We start from the raw sequence: 18,074 nt of genomic DNA on the forward strand, positions 1-18,074 counted from the left end.
TCAGGCCCCTTGATGATGGAGAGTGAAGCTGTTGGCGTAACGTTCGGGGTCCCGCCCGGTCCATACGGAACCATCCATGAGGGTGCTGGTGCGTAACAGCTGAGAAGGCGGCGTGATGCCGCCTACCGCTGCGGCGGCGTCCCGCCAGATGTCCGTGCGGTTAATCCGGGCGGCGATGGCGTTATAATCCGGCGCGTCCTTGAGCAGCCCCCAGCGACGAAACTGCGTCAGGAACCACATCCCGTCGGAATGCCACGGAAAACTCACTTCCGCATCGTGATAAAAACGAATGGCGTGCGCGTCCTGCCAGCGATGCCCTGCGCCGTTGTCGTACTCGCCCAACATACGTCCGGTCAGGTACTGCTCTTTGGTGTTAAGCCAGGCGCGACGGGCCAGTATTTGTGCGGTTTCGCGTCGGTTTTCCACTGAGGCGTCGATCCAGCGCGCCGCCTCCAGTACCGCGCTGACCAGCGCTCTGGCGGTGTTTGGATGCTGTTCAACCCAGTCACGGCGCGTTCCCAGGATTTTTTCCGGGTGATCGGGCCAGATGGCCTGCGAGGTTGCGGCAGTAAAACCAATGCGATCATTAATCGCACGGGCATTCCACGGTTCACCGACGCAAAAGCCCACCATGTTGCCAATACGCATGTTCATCACCATTTGCGGCGGCGGCACGACGACCATTCGGACATCAGAGAACGGGTTAATCCCCGCGCTAGCCAGCCAGTAATAGAGCCACATCGCATGCGTTCCGGTCGGAAAGGTATGCGCAAAGGTGTAAGTGCCGGGCGCTTGTCCGGCGATCATGTTTTTCAATCCGCCAGCGTCGGTAATGCCTTTCTCCTGAAGCGCCGTCGACAGCGTGATTGCCTGCCCGTTCTGATTTAGCGTCATCAGGTTCGCCATCGGCTGCGGCTTACTGGCAATACCAAGCTCAAGACCATAGAGCAGGCCATACAGCACATGCGCCGCGTCCAGTTCGCCGGAAACGAGTTTGTCGCGCACCGCCGCCCAACTGGCCTCTTTGGTCGGCACAAGGGTAATGCCGTATTTCTTATCAAACCCTTTCAACGCGGCGATGATCAGCGGCGCGCAGTCAGTGAGCGGAATAAAACCTACTCTGACGGTTTCAAGTTCGGGTTTGTCCGACCCTGCCGCCCACACGGACTGCATCAAACCGGGTACCAGCAGCGCCCCGCCCATCGCGGCCCCTGCCTGCAATAATCGACGTCGCGTCAATGAAACAGACCTGTCACCCATACATGCTCCCCATTGCAAAAAAAAAGCGCCCGGCAATGCCGAAGCATTGCAGGACGCCTTTATCCCAAACGCGCGCAAACCGTCGTTGGTTTGCCGCTAAACTGTTTTCAGAACTCTTTTACCATTTCAGTCCTGCAATTCAGATGCCAACATCAACATGCCCCTATTCCGCCGCTTTTCAGGCGGTACGCGAACGCGCTTGCACCCGAATCTGGCACACGATGCCCAGCCGTTGTGCAGCTACCCTTTGGTTGTCACCTGCCAGAGCGATTTCACCGTGAGCAGCGCACGCGCGATGTCCACCATCCGCTGGTTCTTATCCATCGCCATTTTGCGCAGCGACTGCCAGGCCTGCTCTTCAGACAGATTCTGGTGATGCATCAGCACATATTTGGCCTTATCAATAACCTTTCGCTCCTCCAGCGCATCCTGTAGTGACGCCAGTTGCCCGCTAAGCTGCTCCAGCTCCCGCGCCTGTTGCCGCACAACCAGCAGCAACTGCTTATCCCGGCGCAATGAGAACGTATCGTCGGTGGCATCATCCAGCCAGCTGGCGAGCGGCAACGTTGTCTCATCCTGCGCCAGACGGCGCTCCACCGCAGACATTAACTCGGCGATCAGCATCTCCTCGATGCTGCGCAGTTGCTCCAGCCGTTGCGTCTGGAGCGTGAACCAGCGTAAAGCGCTTTCGCCCTTATCGGGCGCAGGCTGGCGCGTACAGGCCAGGCGGCGCCACTGTTCGATAGCGGCTTCCGCTTCGCACTGCTGGCGAAATGCGTGAACCACCGTCGGAGACGCCAGCGATATAAAGGTGTCAAAGCAGAGCTGCTGTCCGTCAATGCGATCCACCAGCTCCTGTCGCATCTCGTGGCTGAACGCCCCTTGCGTAAACCCTATCGCCCCCAGCGCCCGCTCCTGCCCCACCAGCTCCTTACCCTGCATAAAGCTGTACAGCGCGACCATCCCTCCGGCGATGTGGGGATGGTCGATGTTGTCGTTAAGCTGCGGCACAATGCTTAGCAGGTGGCGCAGCGTGCGGCTGTACTGATCCATCGCCTGTGGCGCATCGCTATGCCGTCCACTGACCGCTTCGCGCAGCTGCGGCAACTGCTCCAGACACCAGACAGCCCCGGCGATGCGATGACAGAGCGCGCTGTTCGCCATCGGCCTCATCTCCTGCAACAGGGACTGCAACCGGGCGTGTTCTTCGTCCACCAGCGCGCGGCTGGCGCGTATCTCCGGCCCATAAAGTTGCCCTGCGGAACACAACCAGATGTTGGATGCGCCGCGTTCGCACTGTAGCATATGCACCAGATGGCTAATCCGGGACACCAGCTTCCCTGACTGCGCCAGTTGGCGAAGCTGCGTATTCTCAAGCTGGCGCGCATAATGAAACCATTGGGTGGCGCCGGGGCGGCTTTCCATATTCGTCATCATCGTTGCTCTCCCGGGTAACAGGTCTACCCGTACTACAAGCAATATCCATGCCCCCCTGACAACAGGAGTCAAAATGCAAAAGATAGTGATCGTCGCAAACGGTGCGGCATACGGTAGCGAAGCGTTATTTAACAGCCTGCGTCTGGCCATTGCGCTACGTGAACAGGCCGGCGACCTCGACCTGCGTTTATTTTTAATGTCGGATGCCGTCACCGCAGGATTACGCGGACAGAAGCCTGCGGAAGGTTACAATATCCAGCAAATGCTGGAGATCCTGACCGCGCAGGACGTCCCGGTGAAACTGTGTAAAACCTGTACCGACGGGCGGGGAATCACCACATTGCCGCTCATTGACGGCGTGGAAGTCGGTACGCTGGTCGAACTGGCCCAGTGGACGCTGGCGGCGGATAAAGTTCTGACCTTCTGATCCCTGGCGCGGGAATTGCCCCTGGTTTCCGCGCACCTTCATTAGCGCTTAACGCGCGTTTAGCCCTGCTGATACTATTTTCTTATGGACGCGGTTGCAGCCTCAAGATTCGCCGCCCGGTAGCCGATAGGATTTCCAATACCACACTGAAGGAAATACTATGTTCAGCTCAATTCGCGCCCGTATTATTGCGGCGACAACGGGATGTCTGGTTGTCGCCCTCCTCCTTAACACGCTGATTAACCTTCAGGTAACGCGTCTCGATAACCGACAAGCGCAGCAGGATACGCTCACCAGTACCAGCGCCAGCCACAGTCTGGCGATTGCCGACTGGGTTAGCGGTAAAATGAATATGATTTCCTCGTTGCAGCAGGCGGCGCTAACCGACGATCCGGTGCCGGTATTTCGTCAAATGGCGCTGGGCGGCGGCTTTACGAATATCTATGTCGGGTATGCCAGCAAAACAGCAAAATTCTCCGACCCGGCAGGCATACCGCCAGATTTTGATCCGACGTCACGTCCCTGGTATCAACAGGTTGTCAGCGCTGACGCTGCCGTCGTTACGGCCCCCTATGTTGATGCCGGAACCGGCAAGCTGGTGGTAACGTTCGCCGTTCCGGTGAAAGAGAATGGCGAACTGAAAGCGGTGGTCGCCGGTGATGTCGCGATGGATGCCGTCGTAGCGAATGTACACGGTATTCGACCGACGCCCGCCAGCAGCGGTATGTTGCTCGACCAAAACGGAACGCTCATCGCCGCCAACGATCCGGCGCTGACGATGAAACCTTTCGCGCAGGTCGTCAGCGGCGTGGATTTCAATCAGGTAAAAAGCGGACACCCTGTTCAGGCGCTGATCGGCGAGAGCAGTAAAACGCTGCTGGCGACGCCGGTGCAAGGAACCCACTGGTGGCTGGTCGTGGCGTTAGACGAAAAAGAGGCGACCTCCGGTATGCTGGCGCTGCTGAAGGCGTCCACCCTGTCTCTGCTGCTGTTGGTTCTCGCGGGCGGCGCAGTGATGCACCTTCTGGTGGCTCGCCTGATGAAGCGTCTGTCCACGATCCGCGACGCGATGCATGCCATTGCCAACGGGACGAACGATTTGTCTCAGCGTTTGCCGGACAGCGGCACGGACGAAGTCGCGCAAATCGCCAGGGCGTTTAACGGTTTTAGCGATAAGCTGTCCGTGGTGATGGTACAGCTACGCGATGCCAGCGCCTCGGTGAAAATGGCCGCGCAGGAGATTGCCGCCGGTAACCGCGACCTTTCAGGCCGTACCGAGCAGGCCGCCTCCAGCCTGCGTGAAACCGCCAGCGCCGTTGAGCAAATCACCGCATCGGTCGCCCAGTCCACGGAATCTGCCGCCGAAGCCAACGATCAGGCGCAAAAAGCCTCACAGGCCGCCACGCGCGGCGGCGACGTGGTCTCGCAGGCAATCACGACAATGCAATCTATTGAAGGGGCATCGGCGAAAATCGGCGATATCACCAGCGTGATCGACGGCATTGCGTTCCAGACCAATATTCTGGCGCTGAATGCTTCGGTCGAAGCCGCCCGGGCGGGAGAGCAAGGCCGCGGGTTTGCCGTTGTCGCGGGTGAAGTGCGCAACCTTGCCAGCCGCAGCGCGCAGGCGGCAAAAGAGATTAAATCGTTGATCGACTCCACAACCACCAGCGTCGCGACAGGTTCACGTTATGTTCATCTGGCCGGAGAAAGTATGCAGGAGATCCTGTCCAGCATCGGCCATGTCTCCGGCATCATGCATGAAATCAGCATCGCCACCAGTGAACAGATGAAAGGCATTCAGGAAATAAATCACTCCGTGAACCACCTTGATCGCATGGTGCAACAGAACGCTGAACTGGTGGTGCAGTCTGCCGCCGCCGCAGGCGCCTTGCAGAGCCAGGCAGGCGAGCTGGCTGAAACTGCCGGGCATTTCCGAATTTAATCTTATAAGGGCGTGTTTTTGTCGAAAGTTACCACGCCCTTTCAATGATTTTCAGGCATTTTGTCATTTTTGTTTAATGGTTATGCCATTTTTTGATCAAAATCAGCATCCGTGAGCTCACCCTTTGGTGTTATGCAATGAGTGAAATGTGAACAACATCACGCAGCACTTCCGCAAGGGAGTACGTTGTTTTCAAGAACGGGGTGAAAAATGGCATTAGTGAAAGCAAGTTTGAAATTGTTTGGTGGGGATACGGTGATAGTGCGTTGTTCTGAACGCTGCCACATTCATTTAATGAGCGAGAAAAAACACGTCAAAGACACGCAGACCGATATTTTAAGCGTGCAGAACCGTGATAATGCCTGGCTGACCGTACCGTACACCGGAGTCTGGAACGTGCTGATCGACAGCCACAGCCAGTCACTGGAACACTCCATCAGTTATATCGCAGCCTGATGTTTTTGCCCCTGGATTCAGGGGCAACGCTCAGGCAAATCCGGGGTTGAATCCCCTTTCCGGCTGATTCTCGCCTAACAAGCCTCTGACTTTCGCCACCAGATCGTTCAGGCAATCGTCCCGCATCCCCAGTCTGGCAAGCTCCTGTTCCAGCGAGAACAGATATTGCGCGTTGGTGCCCAACGGCCCACTGGCGGCAGCGATCAGCGGCGCGATAATCTGAGCGCGAGTATCCGACTCATACAGCGGGTGTCGCGGGTCCATAATAAACACCAGCGCATTGACCGTCCGGCCATCATCCAGCGCCAGCTGGCACCAGGTGGGAAGATAGCAGCCGGTAATCATTTCCCGCTTCCACAGCAGCGTCAGCTCCTGCTCCAGCGCGTTCTCCGGCAGTTTATAAGCCACGCCAGTAGTTCGCCCGCCCTCTTTCAGCGCCAGCATCCGTCCGGGCTGGCACGCCGTTCCACGCCCTGCCGTCAGACGCAGACAAAACGCCCGGTGCCAGCCGACCAGCGTACCGGTACTGGACTCGTCAAATTCTAACGCCGGATTCCACATCAACGATCCATAACCGAAGATCCACACCGGTCCATCATCGGGCCTACAGGCAAGCGTCGCCGCCAGTGAAGCGGCCCGTTGTTCTGCTGACCAAAGTAGTGATTCTTCAATAGCGCCAAACGCCGTTTTACAATCGGCATTCAGTAAAAAATCACGCGTTAACACCTTACACCTCCGCCACTGCAAACTTCCCTGCAACACTTTTTTGACGCCTTCCGGGCATTTTAACTGCTCATTTTGAAACCACTAACAGGACAATATGCAATTCAATCGCCGCTTGCAAGGCAACAGACACTCAACGCGCATCATTTGCCTGGCCTGGCACGAAGACGATCAGCGCTTTTTATGCCACTTATCATCGCCCCCTTTTTGGTAATCATTTTTGACGGCAGCCCAGGCAACCTTATGCGCGGTCTCCTCCCGGCTGGCGTCGTCACGTCTGTCCGTTTTATCTTTATATTGTTCCCAGGCGCTATTAAACGCCTCTTTATAGATATCCTGCGCGTGCGCAGGCAGCACATTCTGCACGCTTTCCGGCAAATCGCTTTTCGTTTTATAAGGCATTGCTGACTCCTCTTTTTGCTGTAAACCTTTAGTGTGGTCAACAATGTTTTGTCTCGCCAGTCGGGTGCTATTTTACTTTTTATTTGTCACTAACCCACTGTTATTCATATACTCTCTAAACAAGACGTACTTTTTTATTCACTCTGCGGGGAAAAATAGCCCATGCCGTAAAATTACGTAAAAACACAATGATGAAGCCGCGATTTCTGTTATTTTTTACAATCTTTAATACATTTATAATTAAAAACACCTGCGGAGATGGAGAATCATAATGACACACGCACATGAGGCGGTGAAAACCCGCCACAAGGAGACCTCGCTTATTTTCCCGGTTCTGGCACTGGTGGTGCTGTTCTTATGGGGAAGCAGTCAGTCACTACCAGTGGTCATCGGTATTAATATACTTGCCCTTATTGGTATTTTAAGCAGCGCTTTCAGCGTTGTCCGCCATGCGGATGTATTAGCGCACCGACTCGGCGAACCCTACGGTTCCCTGATCTTAAGTCTTTCTGTCGTTATTCTGGAAGTGAGTTTAATTTCCGCATTGATGGCCACCGGCGACGCCGCGCCAACGCTGATGCGCGACACGCTCTATTCAATCATCATGATTGTAACTGGCGGACTGGTCGGTTTTTCTCTGCTGCTTGGCGGTCGTAAATTCGCCACGCAATATATGAACCTGTTTGGCATTAAACAGTATTTAATTGCCCTGTTTCCGCTGGCGATTATCGTACTGGTCTTCCCTATGGCGCTGCCAGGGGCGAATTTTACTACGGCTCAGGCGCTGTTAGTGGCGCTTATTTCCGCCGCGATGTACGGCGTTTTCCTGCTGATTCAGACAAAAACGCACCAGAGTTTATTCGTTTACGAGCATGAAGATGAAAGTGATGACGATGACCCGCACCACGGCAAACCGTCCGCGCACAGCAACATCTGGCACGCTGTATGGCTGATCGTACATCTGATTGCCGTTATCGCCGTGACGAAAATGAACGCCAATCCACTGGAGACACTGTTAACCGAACTGAATGCGCCAGTGGCATTTACCGGTTTCCTCGTGGCCTTGCTGATCCTCTCCCCTGAAGGGCTGGGCGCGCTGAAAGCGGTGTTGAATAACCAGGTACAGCGAGCCATGAACCTGTTCTTTGGTTCGGTACTGGCAACCATCTCCCTGACCGTACCGGTGGTGACGCTGATTGCATGGGCTACCGGAAATGACCTGCTCTTCGGTTTGGGCGCCCCGGAGATGGTGGTAATGGTGGCCTCACTGGTGCTGTGCCACATTTCCTTCTCGACCGGGCGAACCAATGTGTTGAACGGCGCGGCGCATCTGGCTCTGTTTATCGCTTACCTGATGACCATTTTTGCCTGACGGACAAAAAAGCCCGGTAGCGTTTACGCTTTCCGGGCTTACGAAACCGCGTTTATTGTAGGCCGGATACGGCGTCAGACGCCCTCCGGCACACATCATCCCCGCTTAGTGTTCGGTATCCAGCTCGCCGAAGCTTTTCACCAGATCGTCAATCGCTTTAATTTGCTTCAGGAACGGTTCCAGCTTCGCTAACGGCAGCGCGGACGGACCGTCACATTTCGCATGCTCCGGGTCCGGGTGCGCTTCAATGAACAGACCGGCCAGACCTACCGCCATACCGGCGCGCGCCAGTTCGGTAACCTGCGCGCGACGACCGCCAGACGCGGCGCCAAACGGGTCGCGGCACTGCAACGCATGGGTGACGTCGAAAATAACAGGCGAGTTACCGGAAACTTTCTTCATCACGCTAAAGCCCAGCATATCAACAACCAGGTTGTCGTAGCCGAAGTTCGCACCGCGATCGCACAGGATCACTTTATCGTTGCCGCCTTCGTGGAATTTGTCCACGATATTGCCCATCTGACCAGGGCTGACGAACTGCGGTTTTTTCACGTTAATGACCGCGCCGGTTTTTGCCATCGCTTCCACCAGGTCGGTCTGGCGAGCGAGGAATGCCGGAAGCTGAATGACATCCACCACGTCAGCGACAGGCTGCGCCTGACTGGCTTCATGAACGTCGGTGATCACTTTCACACCAAACGTTTGTTTCAGTTCCTGGAAAATCTTCATCCCTTCTTCCAGACCCGGGCCACGGTAAGAGTGAATAGAAGAACGGTTGGCTTTATCAAAAGAGGCTTTGAACACATAAGGAATACCCAGCTTCTGGGTCACGGTTACGTAGTGTTCACAGATACGCATCGCCAGATCGCGTGATTCCAGCACGTTCATACCGCCAAACAGCACAAACGGCAGGTCATTTGCCACGTTGATGTCGCCAATGCTAACCACTTTTTGTTTCATAGGATCGCCTTAACCATGGGTAAAATGTCGATTAATTAATGCAAAACAATTTGCTTGTGCGCAATGGTATTAATCTGCGCACGAATCATTTCGCTGATCGGGTCTTCTGGACACTGTTCAACAAAATAACTTAAATCCGTCAACGCAACATGTTCACACTCCAGTTGCGCATAAATCAGGCCCCGGTCGCGGATCTCGTAAGGGTCTTCCGGGTTAAATTGCAGTAACGCTTCGCTGGCGCGCAACGCCAGTTCCATTTGCCGCTCTTCCATCAAGGAAGATTTCAGCGTATCCAGCAATTTGCGAATGACCTCAGCGTTATCCGCCTCATCCAGATCTTCGTTAAACAGCTCAGCGACCGGGCTAATATTGCCCTTCAGCCAGACTTCCAGCGTATGCTCATCGAGCGTTTCGCCGTTAAATGGGTTGATCAGCCACATTTCCCCCTCCAGCGATTCAATACGCAGAATCAACTGGGTCGGGAAAATGACCGGCACCAATGGGAGACCCAGCCGGTGAGCCAGCCACAATAAGATTGCGCCTAACGATACCGCGCTCCCCTGGCGGTTTTTCAGAACCTGATCGAGCCATAATGCATCAGAAAGACGGTAGACGCCGTGGGTATCTCTGAACCCCCACTCGCCATAAAAAAGTGCCAGCAATTTTTCCAGTTGCTCATCCTGAGACAGGAGCTGGCTAATTTCTTCATGCGCCAGACTGGCCAGACGTTCCAGTTCGTCATAGACCGCTTGCGTCGGAAAATCCAGGCGGATCGATTCCGATGCCAGGATCATCCCATCGCACAGTGGCGCTTTATTAAATTCGAAATCAGCTAACGACCTCATGACTTACCCCAGTAACGGTATTTTTGTGGTGGCGAGTTTAATGATGATGTACAGCACCACCAGCGCCAGCGGGAAGGCGATAACGCGCGCCTGCTGACTGCGCGCCTGACGATAATCAAGCGCAATAAAACCCAAAACGATGTAGATGATAACGCCAAACAACTTCTCAGTCAGCCATGTCCCCTGTTCGGTGAATGGCAGGATGTGCGTTTTTATGATCAACCCCGCTCCGCTAAGCAGCAAAACGGTGTCAATAATCGGCGGGACAACCCGCGTCCAGCGTGCGGATGCCAGCGCATGGCGGGTATAGCGCCACCAGAAACGCAGCACGAACAGGCTAACGGAAAGCGTAACGCTGGTCAGATGGACGCCCAGCAGCAGCGTAAATGTATTCATGGCGCGATCCGCCCAAGCGTGATTCGTTCGTTGTCGCCATAATCACGGCAGGTCTCAACCTGAACGTACCCCGCCTGCGTCAACGCGGTTCTGACCGCCGCCCCTTGCTGCCAGCCGTGCTCCAGCAACAGATACCCCCCCGGCGCCAGCGCATGGCGCGCCTGCGCGATAATGTGCGTGATATCCGCCATGCCGCTATCGTCTGCGACCAGCGCCGACAGCGGTTCAAAACGCACATCGCCCTGCGCGAGATGGGGATCATGAGCATCAATATACGGAGGGTTGCTGACGATCATGTCAAATTGCTGCCCCGGCAACGCCGCGAACCAGTCGCTTTGCAGTATGCGAACATTGTGAATCGCCAGATGTTGCGCATTACGGCCAGCCAGCGCCACGGCGTCTGGCATACGGTCTACCGCCGTGACTTCGCAGTCCGGTCGCTCTGTCGCCAGCGCCAGCGCAATCGCGCCGGTTCCGGTGCCGAGGTCGAGAATCCGACAAGGCGAATCAGGCAGACGCGACAGCGCCTGTTCGACCAGACATTCGGTGTCCGGGCGCGGGATCAGCGTGGCGGGCGAGACAAACAGCGGCAGTGACCAGAACTCGCGCATGCCAGTCAGGTGTGCAACCGGTTCGCCGCGCTGACGACGCGCCAGCAACTGCGCCAGTTGCTCACGCTGCGTGTCGGTCAGTGCCGTTTCGCCAAATGCCAGAATAAAGGTGCGCGCCTTACCGGTAACGTGACCCAGCAAAATCTCGGCATCACGTCGGGGGCTTTCACTCTCCTGTAAGCGGCTTATCGCCTCACGCAACCAGTGCTGGTAATCCATTATTCCTGCTCGGACAACGCCGCCAGTTGGTCGGCCTGATGTTCCTGAACAATCGGCTCAATGAGCATGTCCAGTTTCCCCTCCATCGCCTCATCCAGACGGTAGAGGGTCAGGTTAATACGATGATCCGTCACGCGACCCTGCGGGAAGTTATAGGTACGGTTGCGATCGCTGCGATCGCCGCTGCCTAACAGGTTACGCCGGGTTGAGGCTTCAGCCTGCTGACGCTTCGCCGTTTCTGCGGCATGGATGCGCGCGCCCAGCACCGACAGCGCCTTCGCTTTGTTTTTATGCTGTGAACGTTCGTCCTGGCACTCCACCACGATACCGGTCGGTAAGTGCGTAATACGAATTGCGGAGTCGGTGGTATTAACGTGCTGACCGCCCGCGCCCGAAGAGCGGAAAGTGTCGATACGTAAATCAGCCGGGTTAATATCCGGCAGTTCGGCCTCCGGCAGTTCCGGCATAACGGCGACGGTACAGGCGGACGTGTGGATACGCCCCTGCGATTCGGTCGCCGGAACGCGCTGAACGCGATGGCCGCCGGACTCAAACTTGAGTCGCCCGTAAACGCCATCGCCGCTGATTTTGGCGATGATCTCTTTATAGCCGCCATGCTCGCCTTCACTGGCGCTCATGATCTCTACCCGCCAGCGACGCGCTTCCGCGTAACGGCTGTACATGCGGAACAGATCGCCTGCGAACAGCGCGGCTTCATCGCCGCCCGTTCCGGCGCGCACTTCGAGGAAAACGTTACGTTCGTCATCGGGATCTTTTGGCAGCAGCAGAACCTGCAACTGTTGCTCCAGTTGTTCACCTTTTTCTTTGGCTTCGCGCAGTTCATCCTGCGCCATCTCGCGCATTTCAGGATCGTCGAGCATCATCTGTGCCGTTTCGATATCATCCTGAACCTGTTGCCAGTCCGTAAAACAGCGAGAAACATCGCTTAATTGCGCATACTCACGCGACAGCGCGCGAAAGCGTTCCTGGTCTGCGATGGTTCCCGCATCACCCAACAGCGCCTGAGCTTCTTCATGGCGTTCGTGCAGGGCTTCCAGTTTGGCAACGATAGAAGGCTTCATAGGCGTAAATGCACCCTGTAAAAAATAGATTGGTGTGCTGCTACTCCAGCCCGAGGCTGTCGCGCAGAATATTCAGGCGTTCGTCATCCCCGTCACGGGCGGCCTGTTGAAGAGATTTAGTTGGCGCATGGATCAGGCGGTTGGTCAGTTTCCATGCCAGATCCTGCAAAATGGCTTGCGCGTCGCCGCCCTGTTCAAGGGCTGCCAGCGCTTTAACTGTCAGTTCATCGCGTACATGCTCTGATTGACTACGGTATTCGCGGATGGTCTCGCTGGCGCTTTGCGAGCGCAGCCAGGCCATAAATTCGCTGGCTTCCTGCGCGACAATCGTTTCGGCCTCCACTGCCGCCGCTTTACGCTGCGCCAGGTTATGCGAAATGATGCTTTGCAGGTCATCAACGCTGTACAGATAGGCATTCGCCAGTTTCCCGACTTCCGGCTCCACGTCGCGCGGCACGGCAATGTCCACCAACAGCATCGGCTGGTTACGACGGCTTTTTAACGCGCGCTCCACCATCCCTTTGCCGATAATCGGCAGCGGACTGGCGGTTGAGCTGATAATAATATCGGCTTCCCGCAGACGTTCGTCGATGTCGCTCAACGAAATAACCTCAGCTCCCACTTCATCCGCCAGCACTTGCGCGCGTTCGCGGGTGCGGTTGGCGATGATCATTTTCTGTACTTTATGTTCACGCAGATGGCGCGCGACCAGTTCAATGGTTTCACCCGCCCCGACCAGCAACACCGTCACCGTGGAGAGGGATTCGAAAATCTGACGCGCCAGCGTACAGGCGGCAAAAGCAACGGACACGGCGCTGGCGCCGATGTCTGTTTCGGTGCGTACGCGTTTGGCGACGGAAAACGATTTCTGGAACATGCGTTCCAGCGCGCTGGCATGCAGATGACCTTTTTGCGAATCCGCAAACGCTTTTTTCACCTGACCGAGAATTTGCGGTTCGCCCAGCACCAGCGAGTCCAGCCCGCTGGCGACGCGCATCAGGTGGCTGACGGCGTCGTTGTCCTGGTGCCAGTAGAGGCTATTGCGCAGGTCGTCTTCATTGAGATTATGGTAATCACATAACCAACGAATCAGCGCCTCTTGCAGGTTATCCTGTTCTTCAACGCTGAGATACAACTCCGTACGGTTGCACGTCGACAACACCACGCCGCCCTGCACCATCGGCTGCGCAAGCAGGCTGTCCAACGCCTGATCGAGCGTATCTGGCGAAAACGTTACGCGTTCTCGCAGCGATACAGGTGCCGTTTTATGGTTAATACCGAGCGCTAAAAGGGTCATGTGTGCGGGAATAGTACCAGCGTTGATAAGGTTAGACTGGGTGCATCATACAGGATGCTCGTGGTCAATAAAAGAGACAGCCTCCTTTTGGAGTAATAGCTTACCGTTTAAATTAAGATAACGTGAACGTAGACGATGTACCCGGTCAGCGCTAGCATTAAGGGTTATAACTGCAACCAACCGACGGGTTCAGTTTGTCGGCCTGATAAGCATAGCGCCATCAGGCAATTATCGCATCGTATTACAAGGATTCGTCATCACTATGACCCTGCCTGATTTTCGCCTGATCCGCCTGCTCCCGCTGGCTAGCCTGGTCCTCACCGCCTGTACGATCAATGCGCCGAAAGGTCCTGGCAAAAGTCCCGACTCCCCTCAGTGGCGTCAGCATCAGCAGGATGTGCGCAAGTTGAATCAGTATCAGACGCGTGGCGCGTTTGCTTATATCTCCGACGATCAGAAAGTGTATGCCCGCTTCTTCTGGCAGCAAACCGGCCAGGACCGCTACCGTCTGCTGTTGACCAATCCGCTGGGCAGCACCGAACTGGAGCTGAACGCCCAGCCGGGCAATGTGCAACTGGTCGACAATAAAGGGCAGCGTTACACCGCCGACGACGCCGAAGAGATGATCGGCAAGCTGACCGGGATGCCCATTCCGCTTAACAGCTTACGCCAGTGGATTCTCGGTCTGCCGGGCGACGCCACCGATTACACCCTCGACGACCAGTATCGCCTGAGCGAAGTGAACTACCGCCAGGACGGTAAAAACTGGAAAGTGGTATACAGCGGATACGACAGTAAAACGCAGCCCGCCATGCCGGCAAATATGGAACTCTCTGACGGAGGTCAGCGCATCAAACTGAAGATGGATAACTGGATTGTAAAATGATGACCCACTGGCCATCTCCGGCAAAACTGAATCTGTTTTTATACATCACCGGACAGCGTGCGGACGGTTATCACACATTGCAAACGCTGTTCCAGTTTCTTGATTACGGCGACACGATCGGCATTACGCCACGCGGCGACGGCGAAATTCATCTTTTGACGCCTGTCGAGGGCGTCGAAAATGACGACAATCTGATCGTCCGCGCGGCGCGGTTGCTGATGAAGACAGCGTCCGCCCACGGGCGTTTGCCCGCAGGCAGCGGCGCGGATATCAGCATCGAGAAACGTTTGCCCATGGGCGGCGGTCTGGGTGGCGGCTCGTCCAATGCGGCGACCGTTCTGGTGGCGCTGAATCATCTCTGGCAGTGCGGATTATCGGTCGATGAACTGGCGGAAACAGGCTTAACGCTGGGCGCAGACGTCCCGGTGTTTGTCCGTGGACATGCGGCCTTCGCCGAGGGCGTGGGTGAAATCCTGACGCCGGTAGACCCGCCGGAGAAGTGGTATCTGGTTGCCCACCCTGGAGTAAGCATCCCCACGCCGGTTATTTTCAAGGACCCCGAATTACCGCGCAACACGCCAAAAAGGTCAATAGAAACGTTATTAAAATGTGAATTCGGCAATGATTGCGAGGTTATCGCAAGAAAACGTTTTCGCGAGGTTGATGCGGCGCTTTCCTGGCTGTTAGAATACGCGCCGTCGCGCCTGACTGGTACAGGGGCCTGTGTCTTTGCTGAATTCGATACAGAATCCGCTGCTCGTCAGGTGCTTAAGCAAGCCCCGGAATGGCTCAATGCGTTTGTGGCGAAGGGTGTCAACCTCTCTCCATTGCAAAAAGCCATGCTTTAAGCCGGGCAAGCTGAGTTTCGGTGACAACGTCACCCTGTTCCAGACGTTGCATCGCGCTCTTTAATACACCGCCTGGATAGGATATTGCCTGGCCCGCACAGTTTTCGGCAGATTCTATCCACCAATGGACGCATGCCTGAGGTTCTTCTCGTGCCTGATATGAAGCTTTTTGCTGGTAACGCCACCCCGGAACTAGCACAACGTATTGCCAACCGCCTGTACACTTCTCTCGGCGACGCCGCTGTAGGTCGCTTTAGCGACGGCGAAGTCAGCGTACAAATTAACGAAAATGTACGCGGTGGTGATATTTTCATCATCCAGTCCACTTGTGCCCCTACTAACGACAACCTGATGGAATTGGTTGTTATGGTCGATGCGCTGCGCCGTGCTTCCGCAGGCCGTATCACCGCCGTTATCCCTTACTTTGGCTATGCGCGTCAGGACCGTCGTGTACGTTCCGCTCGTGTACCGATTACCGCAAAAGTCGTCGCTGACTTCCTGTCCAGCGTTGGCGTTGACCGCGTTCTCACCGTTGACCTGCATGCTGAACAGATCCAGGGCTTCTTTGACGTTCCGGTTGATAACGTATTCGGTAGCCCAATTCTGTTAGAAGATATGCTGCAACTGAACCTGGATAACCCGATTGTGGTTTCTCCAGATATCGGTGGCGTTGTGCGTGCCCGCGCTATCGCTAAGCTGCTGAACGATACCGATATGGCGATCATCGACAAACGCCGTCCGCGCGCTAACGTTTCTCAGGTGATGCACATCATCGGTGACGTTGCCGGCCGCGACTGCGTACTGGTTGATGATATGATCGATACCGGTGGTACGCTGTGCAAAGCAGCAGAAGCACTGAAAGAACGTGGTGCCAAACGCGTATTCGCCTACGCGACTCACCCGATTTTCTCAGGCAATGCGGCAAACAACCTGCGCAATTCGGTGATTGATGAAGTCGTTGTCTGTGACACCATTCCACTGACCGACGAAATTAAAGCACTGCCGAACGTGCGCACGTTGACACTGTCGGGTATGCTGGCCGAAGCGATTCGTCGTATCAGCAACGAAGAATCCATTTCAGCTATGTTCGAACATTAATAGAACCCGGCTAAAAAACCCGCTGCGGCGGGTTTTTTTGTCTGTAACTCTTATTTGTATGACCAATGCCTCCTTCACCTGCCATTTAGTTGACAGATGATGCGCTCATGGATGAAACATTATTGTGAACAGAATATTTTCCTCACATGTGATGCCTTTCCGCGCCCTCATCGACGCTTGCTGGAAAGAAAAATATACCGCCTCACGGTTCACCCGTGATGTGATTGCCGGGGTAACCGTCGGGATCATCGCTATCCCGCTGGCGATGGCGCTGGCAATTGGCAGTGGTGTTGCACCGCAGTACGGTCTTTATACGTCCGCTGTGGCGGGGATTGTTATTGCCTTAACCGGCGGGTCGCGCTTCAGCGTCTCCGGCCCGACCGCCGCATTTGTCGTTATTCTCTACCCGGTATCGCAACAATTCGGGCTGGCAGGTCTGCTGGTCGCCACCCTCATGTCCGGGGTGTTCCTGATCCTCTTCGGCCTCGCGCGTTTTGGCCGCCTGATCGAATACATTCCCGTATCGGTCACGTTAGGTTTTACATCAGGGATCGGCATCACCATCGGGACAATGCAGATTAAAGATTTTCTCGGTCTGCAAATGGCCCATGTGCCGGAGCATTACCTACAAAAAGTCGGGGCGCTGGTTATGGCGTTGCCGACCATTAATCCGGGCGATGCTGCTATTGGCGTGGTGACGCTCGGTATGCTGATGTTCTGGCCGCGTCTGGGGATTCGTCTGCCGGGCCATCTTCCGGCGCTGCTGGCGGGCTGCGCCGTTATGGCCGTGGTTAATCTGCTGGGTGGTCATGTGGCGACGATTGGTTCACAGTTCCACTATGTGCTGGCCGATGGTTCGCAGGGCAACGGCATTCCTCAGCTGCTGCCGCAGCTGGTATTGCCGTGGAATCTCCCGGATTCAGATTTCACGCTAAGCTGGGATTCATTGCGGGCGTTATTGCCAGCCGCTTTCTCGATGGCGATGCTGGGGGCGATTGAATCCCTGCTGTGCGCGGTCGTGCTCGACGGCATGACGGGCACCAAACACAAAGCAAACAGCGAACTGATCGGCCAGGGGCTGGGGAATATCGTGGCGCCGTTCTTTGGCGGGATCACCGCGACGGCGGCGATCGCCCGTTCTGCGGCAAACGTGCGCGCAGGCGCGACCTCGCCCATTTCCGCCGTTATCCACGCAATTCTGGTCATCCTCGCCCTCCTCGCGCTGGCTCCCCTGTTGTCATGGCTGCCGCTTTCCGCCATGGCCGCGCTGCTGCTGATGGTTGCGTGGAACATGAGTGAAGCCCATAAGGTGGTCGATTTACTGCGACATGCGCCCAAAGACGACATCATCGTGATGATGATGTGTATGTCGCTGACGGTGCTCTTCGATATGGTGATTGCGATCAGCGTCGGGATTGTCCTGGCCTCCCTGCTGTTTATGCGCCGTATTGCCCGTATGACGCGCCTCGCGGCGGTAAACATCACGGTTCCCGATGATGTGCTGGTATTACGCGTTATCGGGCCGCTCTTTTTCGCCGCCGCGGAAGGGTTATTTACCGACCTCGAATCACGCATTGAGGGTAAACACATCGTGGTGCTGAAGTGGGACGCCGTTCCGGTGCTGGATGCCGGTGGTCTGGACGCCTTCCAGCGCTTTGTGAAGCGTTTGCCGGAAGGCTGTGAACTGCGCGTCAGTAACGTGGAATTCCAGCCGCTGCGCACCATGGCCCGCGCCGGTATCAAACCCATTCCAGGTCGTCTGGCATTCTTCCCGAACAAAGATGCCGCGCTGGCGGATATCTAATCCCGG

At 55.8% G+C, this 18,074-nt stretch carries 18 protein-coding genes; 8 read left to right on the plus strand and 10 right to left on the minus strand.

Annotated elements, in window-relative coordinates:
- Together OGV79_RS16130 and nasR are read right to left on the minus strand one after the other, a co-directional pair.
- Positions 1 to 1,260, minus strand: a complete 1,260-nt coding sequence (locus OGV79_RS16130) for a CmpA/NrtA family ABC transporter substrate-binding protein (RefSeq protein ID WP_286468703.1) — start codon at positions 1,258 to 1,260, stop codon at positions 1 to 3.
- Positions 1,261 to 1,500: 240 nt separating this feature from the next.
- A complete protein-coding gene (gene nasR, locus OGV79_RS16135) occupies positions 1,501 to 2,697 on the minus strand; it encodes a nitrate regulatory protein NasR (protein WP_012132172.1) in 1,197 nt (398 codons plus the stop codon).
- A gap of 73 nt (positions 2,698 to 2,770) precedes the next feature.
- On the opposite strand from nasR, the gene OGV79_RS16140 reads away from it, so the two are divergent.
- From OGV79_RS16140 to OGV79_RS16150, 3 genes are all read left to right on the plus strand, one after another.
- Positions 2,771 to 3,124, plus strand: a complete 354-nt coding sequence (locus OGV79_RS16140; RefSeq protein WP_012132171.1) for a DsrE/DsrF/TusD sulfur relay family protein — start codon at positions 2,771 to 2,773, stop codon at positions 3,122 to 3,124.
- 160 nt (positions 3,125 to 3,284) lie between these two features.
- On the plus strand, positions 3,285 to 5,069 hold the full coding sequence (locus tag OGV79_RS16145; RefSeq protein ID WP_012132170.1) for a methyl-accepting chemotaxis protein: 1,785 nt from the start codon (positions 3,285 to 3,287) through the stop codon (positions 5,067 to 5,069).
- A gap of 210 nt (positions 5,070 to 5,279) precedes the next feature.
- Positions 5,280 to 5,525, plus strand: coding sequence for a DUF1883 domain-containing protein (locus OGV79_RS16150; protein ID WP_012132167.1), 246 nt, complete (start codon positions 5,280 to 5,282; stop codon positions 5,523 to 5,525).
- Between the two features lie 30 nt (positions 5,526 to 5,555).
- Here the strand turns inward: OGV79_RS16150 and OGV79_RS16155 are convergent, their stop codons facing one another.
- Positions 5,556 to 6,251 carry a gamma-glutamylcyclotransferase gene (locus tag OGV79_RS16155; protein WP_115609262.1) on the minus strand — a complete coding sequence of 232 codons (696 nt, stop codon included), beginning with the start codon at positions 6,249 to 6,251 and terminating at the stop codon, positions 5,556 to 5,558.
- Positions 6,252 to 6,419: 168 nt separating this feature from the next.
- Complete coding sequence (chaB, locus tag OGV79_RS16160; RefSeq protein WP_286450679.1) at positions 6,420 to 6,650, minus strand: putative cation transport regulator ChaB; 231 nt, start codon at positions 6,648 to 6,650, stop codon at positions 6,420 to 6,422.
- Positions 6,651 to 6,921: 271 nt separating this feature from the next.
- Here chaB and chaA point away from each other — a divergent pair, with 271 nt between their 5' ends.
- Positions 6,922 to 8,022 carry a sodium-potassium/proton antiporter ChaA gene (chaA, locus tag OGV79_RS16165; protein ID WP_012132163.1) on the plus strand — a complete coding sequence of 367 codons (1,101 nt, stop codon included), beginning with the start codon at positions 6,922 to 6,924 and terminating at the stop codon, positions 8,020 to 8,022.
- A 105-nt stretch (positions 8,023 to 8,127) separates the two neighbouring features.
- Here the strand turns inward: chaA and kdsA are convergent, their stop codons facing one another.
- From kdsA to hemA, 6 genes are read right to left on the minus strand one after another with little or no spacing between them, the layout of a single operon-like run.
- The gene (gene kdsA, locus OGV79_RS16170) at positions 8,128 to 8,982 is read right to left on the minus strand and encodes a 3-deoxy-8-phosphooctulonate synthase (RefSeq protein WP_012132162.1); all 855 of its coding nucleotides are present in this window, start codon (positions 8,980 to 8,982) and stop codon (positions 8,128 to 8,130) included.
- Positions 8,983 to 9,017: 35 nt separating this feature from the next.
- A complete protein-coding gene (gene sirB1 / locus OGV79_RS16175; protein ID WP_012132161.1) occupies positions 9,018 to 9,827 on the minus strand; it encodes an invasion regulator SirB1 in 810 nt (269 codons plus the stop codon).
- Positions 9,828 to 9,830: 3 nt separating this feature from the next.
- A complete protein-coding gene (sirB2, locus tag OGV79_RS16180) occupies positions 9,831 to 10,223 on the minus strand; it encodes an invasion regulator SirB2 (protein ID WP_047463430.1) in 393 nt (130 codons plus the stop codon).
- Positions 10,220 to 11,053, minus strand: coding sequence for a peptide chain release factor N(5)-glutamine methyltransferase (gene prmC / locus OGV79_RS16185; protein ID WP_200090663.1), 834 nt, complete (start codon positions 11,051 to 11,053; stop codon positions 10,220 to 10,222). The genes sirB2 and prmC overlap by 4 nt, the downstream gene beginning before the upstream one ends.
- Positions 11,053 to 12,135 carry a peptide chain release factor 1 gene (gene prfA, locus OGV79_RS16190; RefSeq protein WP_286468704.1) on the minus strand — a complete coding sequence of 361 codons (1,083 nt, stop codon included), beginning with the start codon at positions 12,133 to 12,135 and terminating at the stop codon, positions 11,053 to 11,055. Before prfA ends, prmC begins: the two co-directional genes overlap by 1 nt.
- A 40-nt stretch (positions 12,136 to 12,175) precedes the next feature.
- The gene (hemA, locus tag OGV79_RS16195; RefSeq protein WP_012132157.1) at positions 12,176 to 13,432 is read right to left on the minus strand and encodes a glutamyl-tRNA reductase; all 1,257 of its coding nucleotides are present in this window, start codon (positions 13,430 to 13,432) and stop codon (positions 12,176 to 12,178) included.
- Positions 13,433 to 13,694: 262 nt separating this feature from the next.
- Between hemA and lolB the strand changes: the two genes are divergently transcribed.
- From lolB to dauA, 4 genes are all read left to right on the plus strand, one after another.
- Positions 13,695 to 14,318 carry a lipoprotein insertase outer membrane protein LolB gene (gene lolB / locus OGV79_RS16200; RefSeq protein ID WP_047463422.1) on the plus strand — a complete coding sequence of 208 codons (624 nt, stop codon included), beginning with the start codon at positions 13,695 to 13,697 and terminating at the stop codon, positions 14,316 to 14,318.
- Positions 14,315 to 15,166 (plus strand): 4-(cytidine 5'-diphospho)-2-C-methyl-D-erythritol kinase, encoded by an 852-nt coding sequence (gene ispE, locus OGV79_RS16205; protein ID WP_012132155.1) that lies wholly within the window; start codon positions 14,315 to 14,317, stop codon positions 15,164 to 15,166. The genes lolB and ispE overlap by 4 nt, the downstream gene beginning before the upstream one ends.
- A gap of 150 nt (positions 15,167 to 15,316) precedes the next feature.
- Entirely contained in the window at positions 15,317 to 16,264 is a 948-nt protein-coding gene (gene prs / locus OGV79_RS16210) for a ribose-phosphate diphosphokinase (RefSeq protein WP_001518537.1), read from the plus strand.
- Between the two features lie 124 nt (positions 16,265 to 16,388).
- A complete protein-coding gene (dauA, locus tag OGV79_RS16215; protein WP_286468705.1) occupies positions 16,389 to 18,068 on the plus strand; it encodes a C4-dicarboxylic acid transporter DauA in 1,680 nt (559 codons plus the stop codon).
- Positions 18,069 to 18,074: the final 6 nt, after the last annotated feature.

The organism is Citrobacter sp. CK185 (assembly GCF_030333565.1).
GTDB classification, from domain to species: domain Bacteria; phylum Pseudomonadota; class Gammaproteobacteria; order Enterobacterales; family Enterobacteriaceae; genus Citrobacter_B; species Citrobacter_B koseri.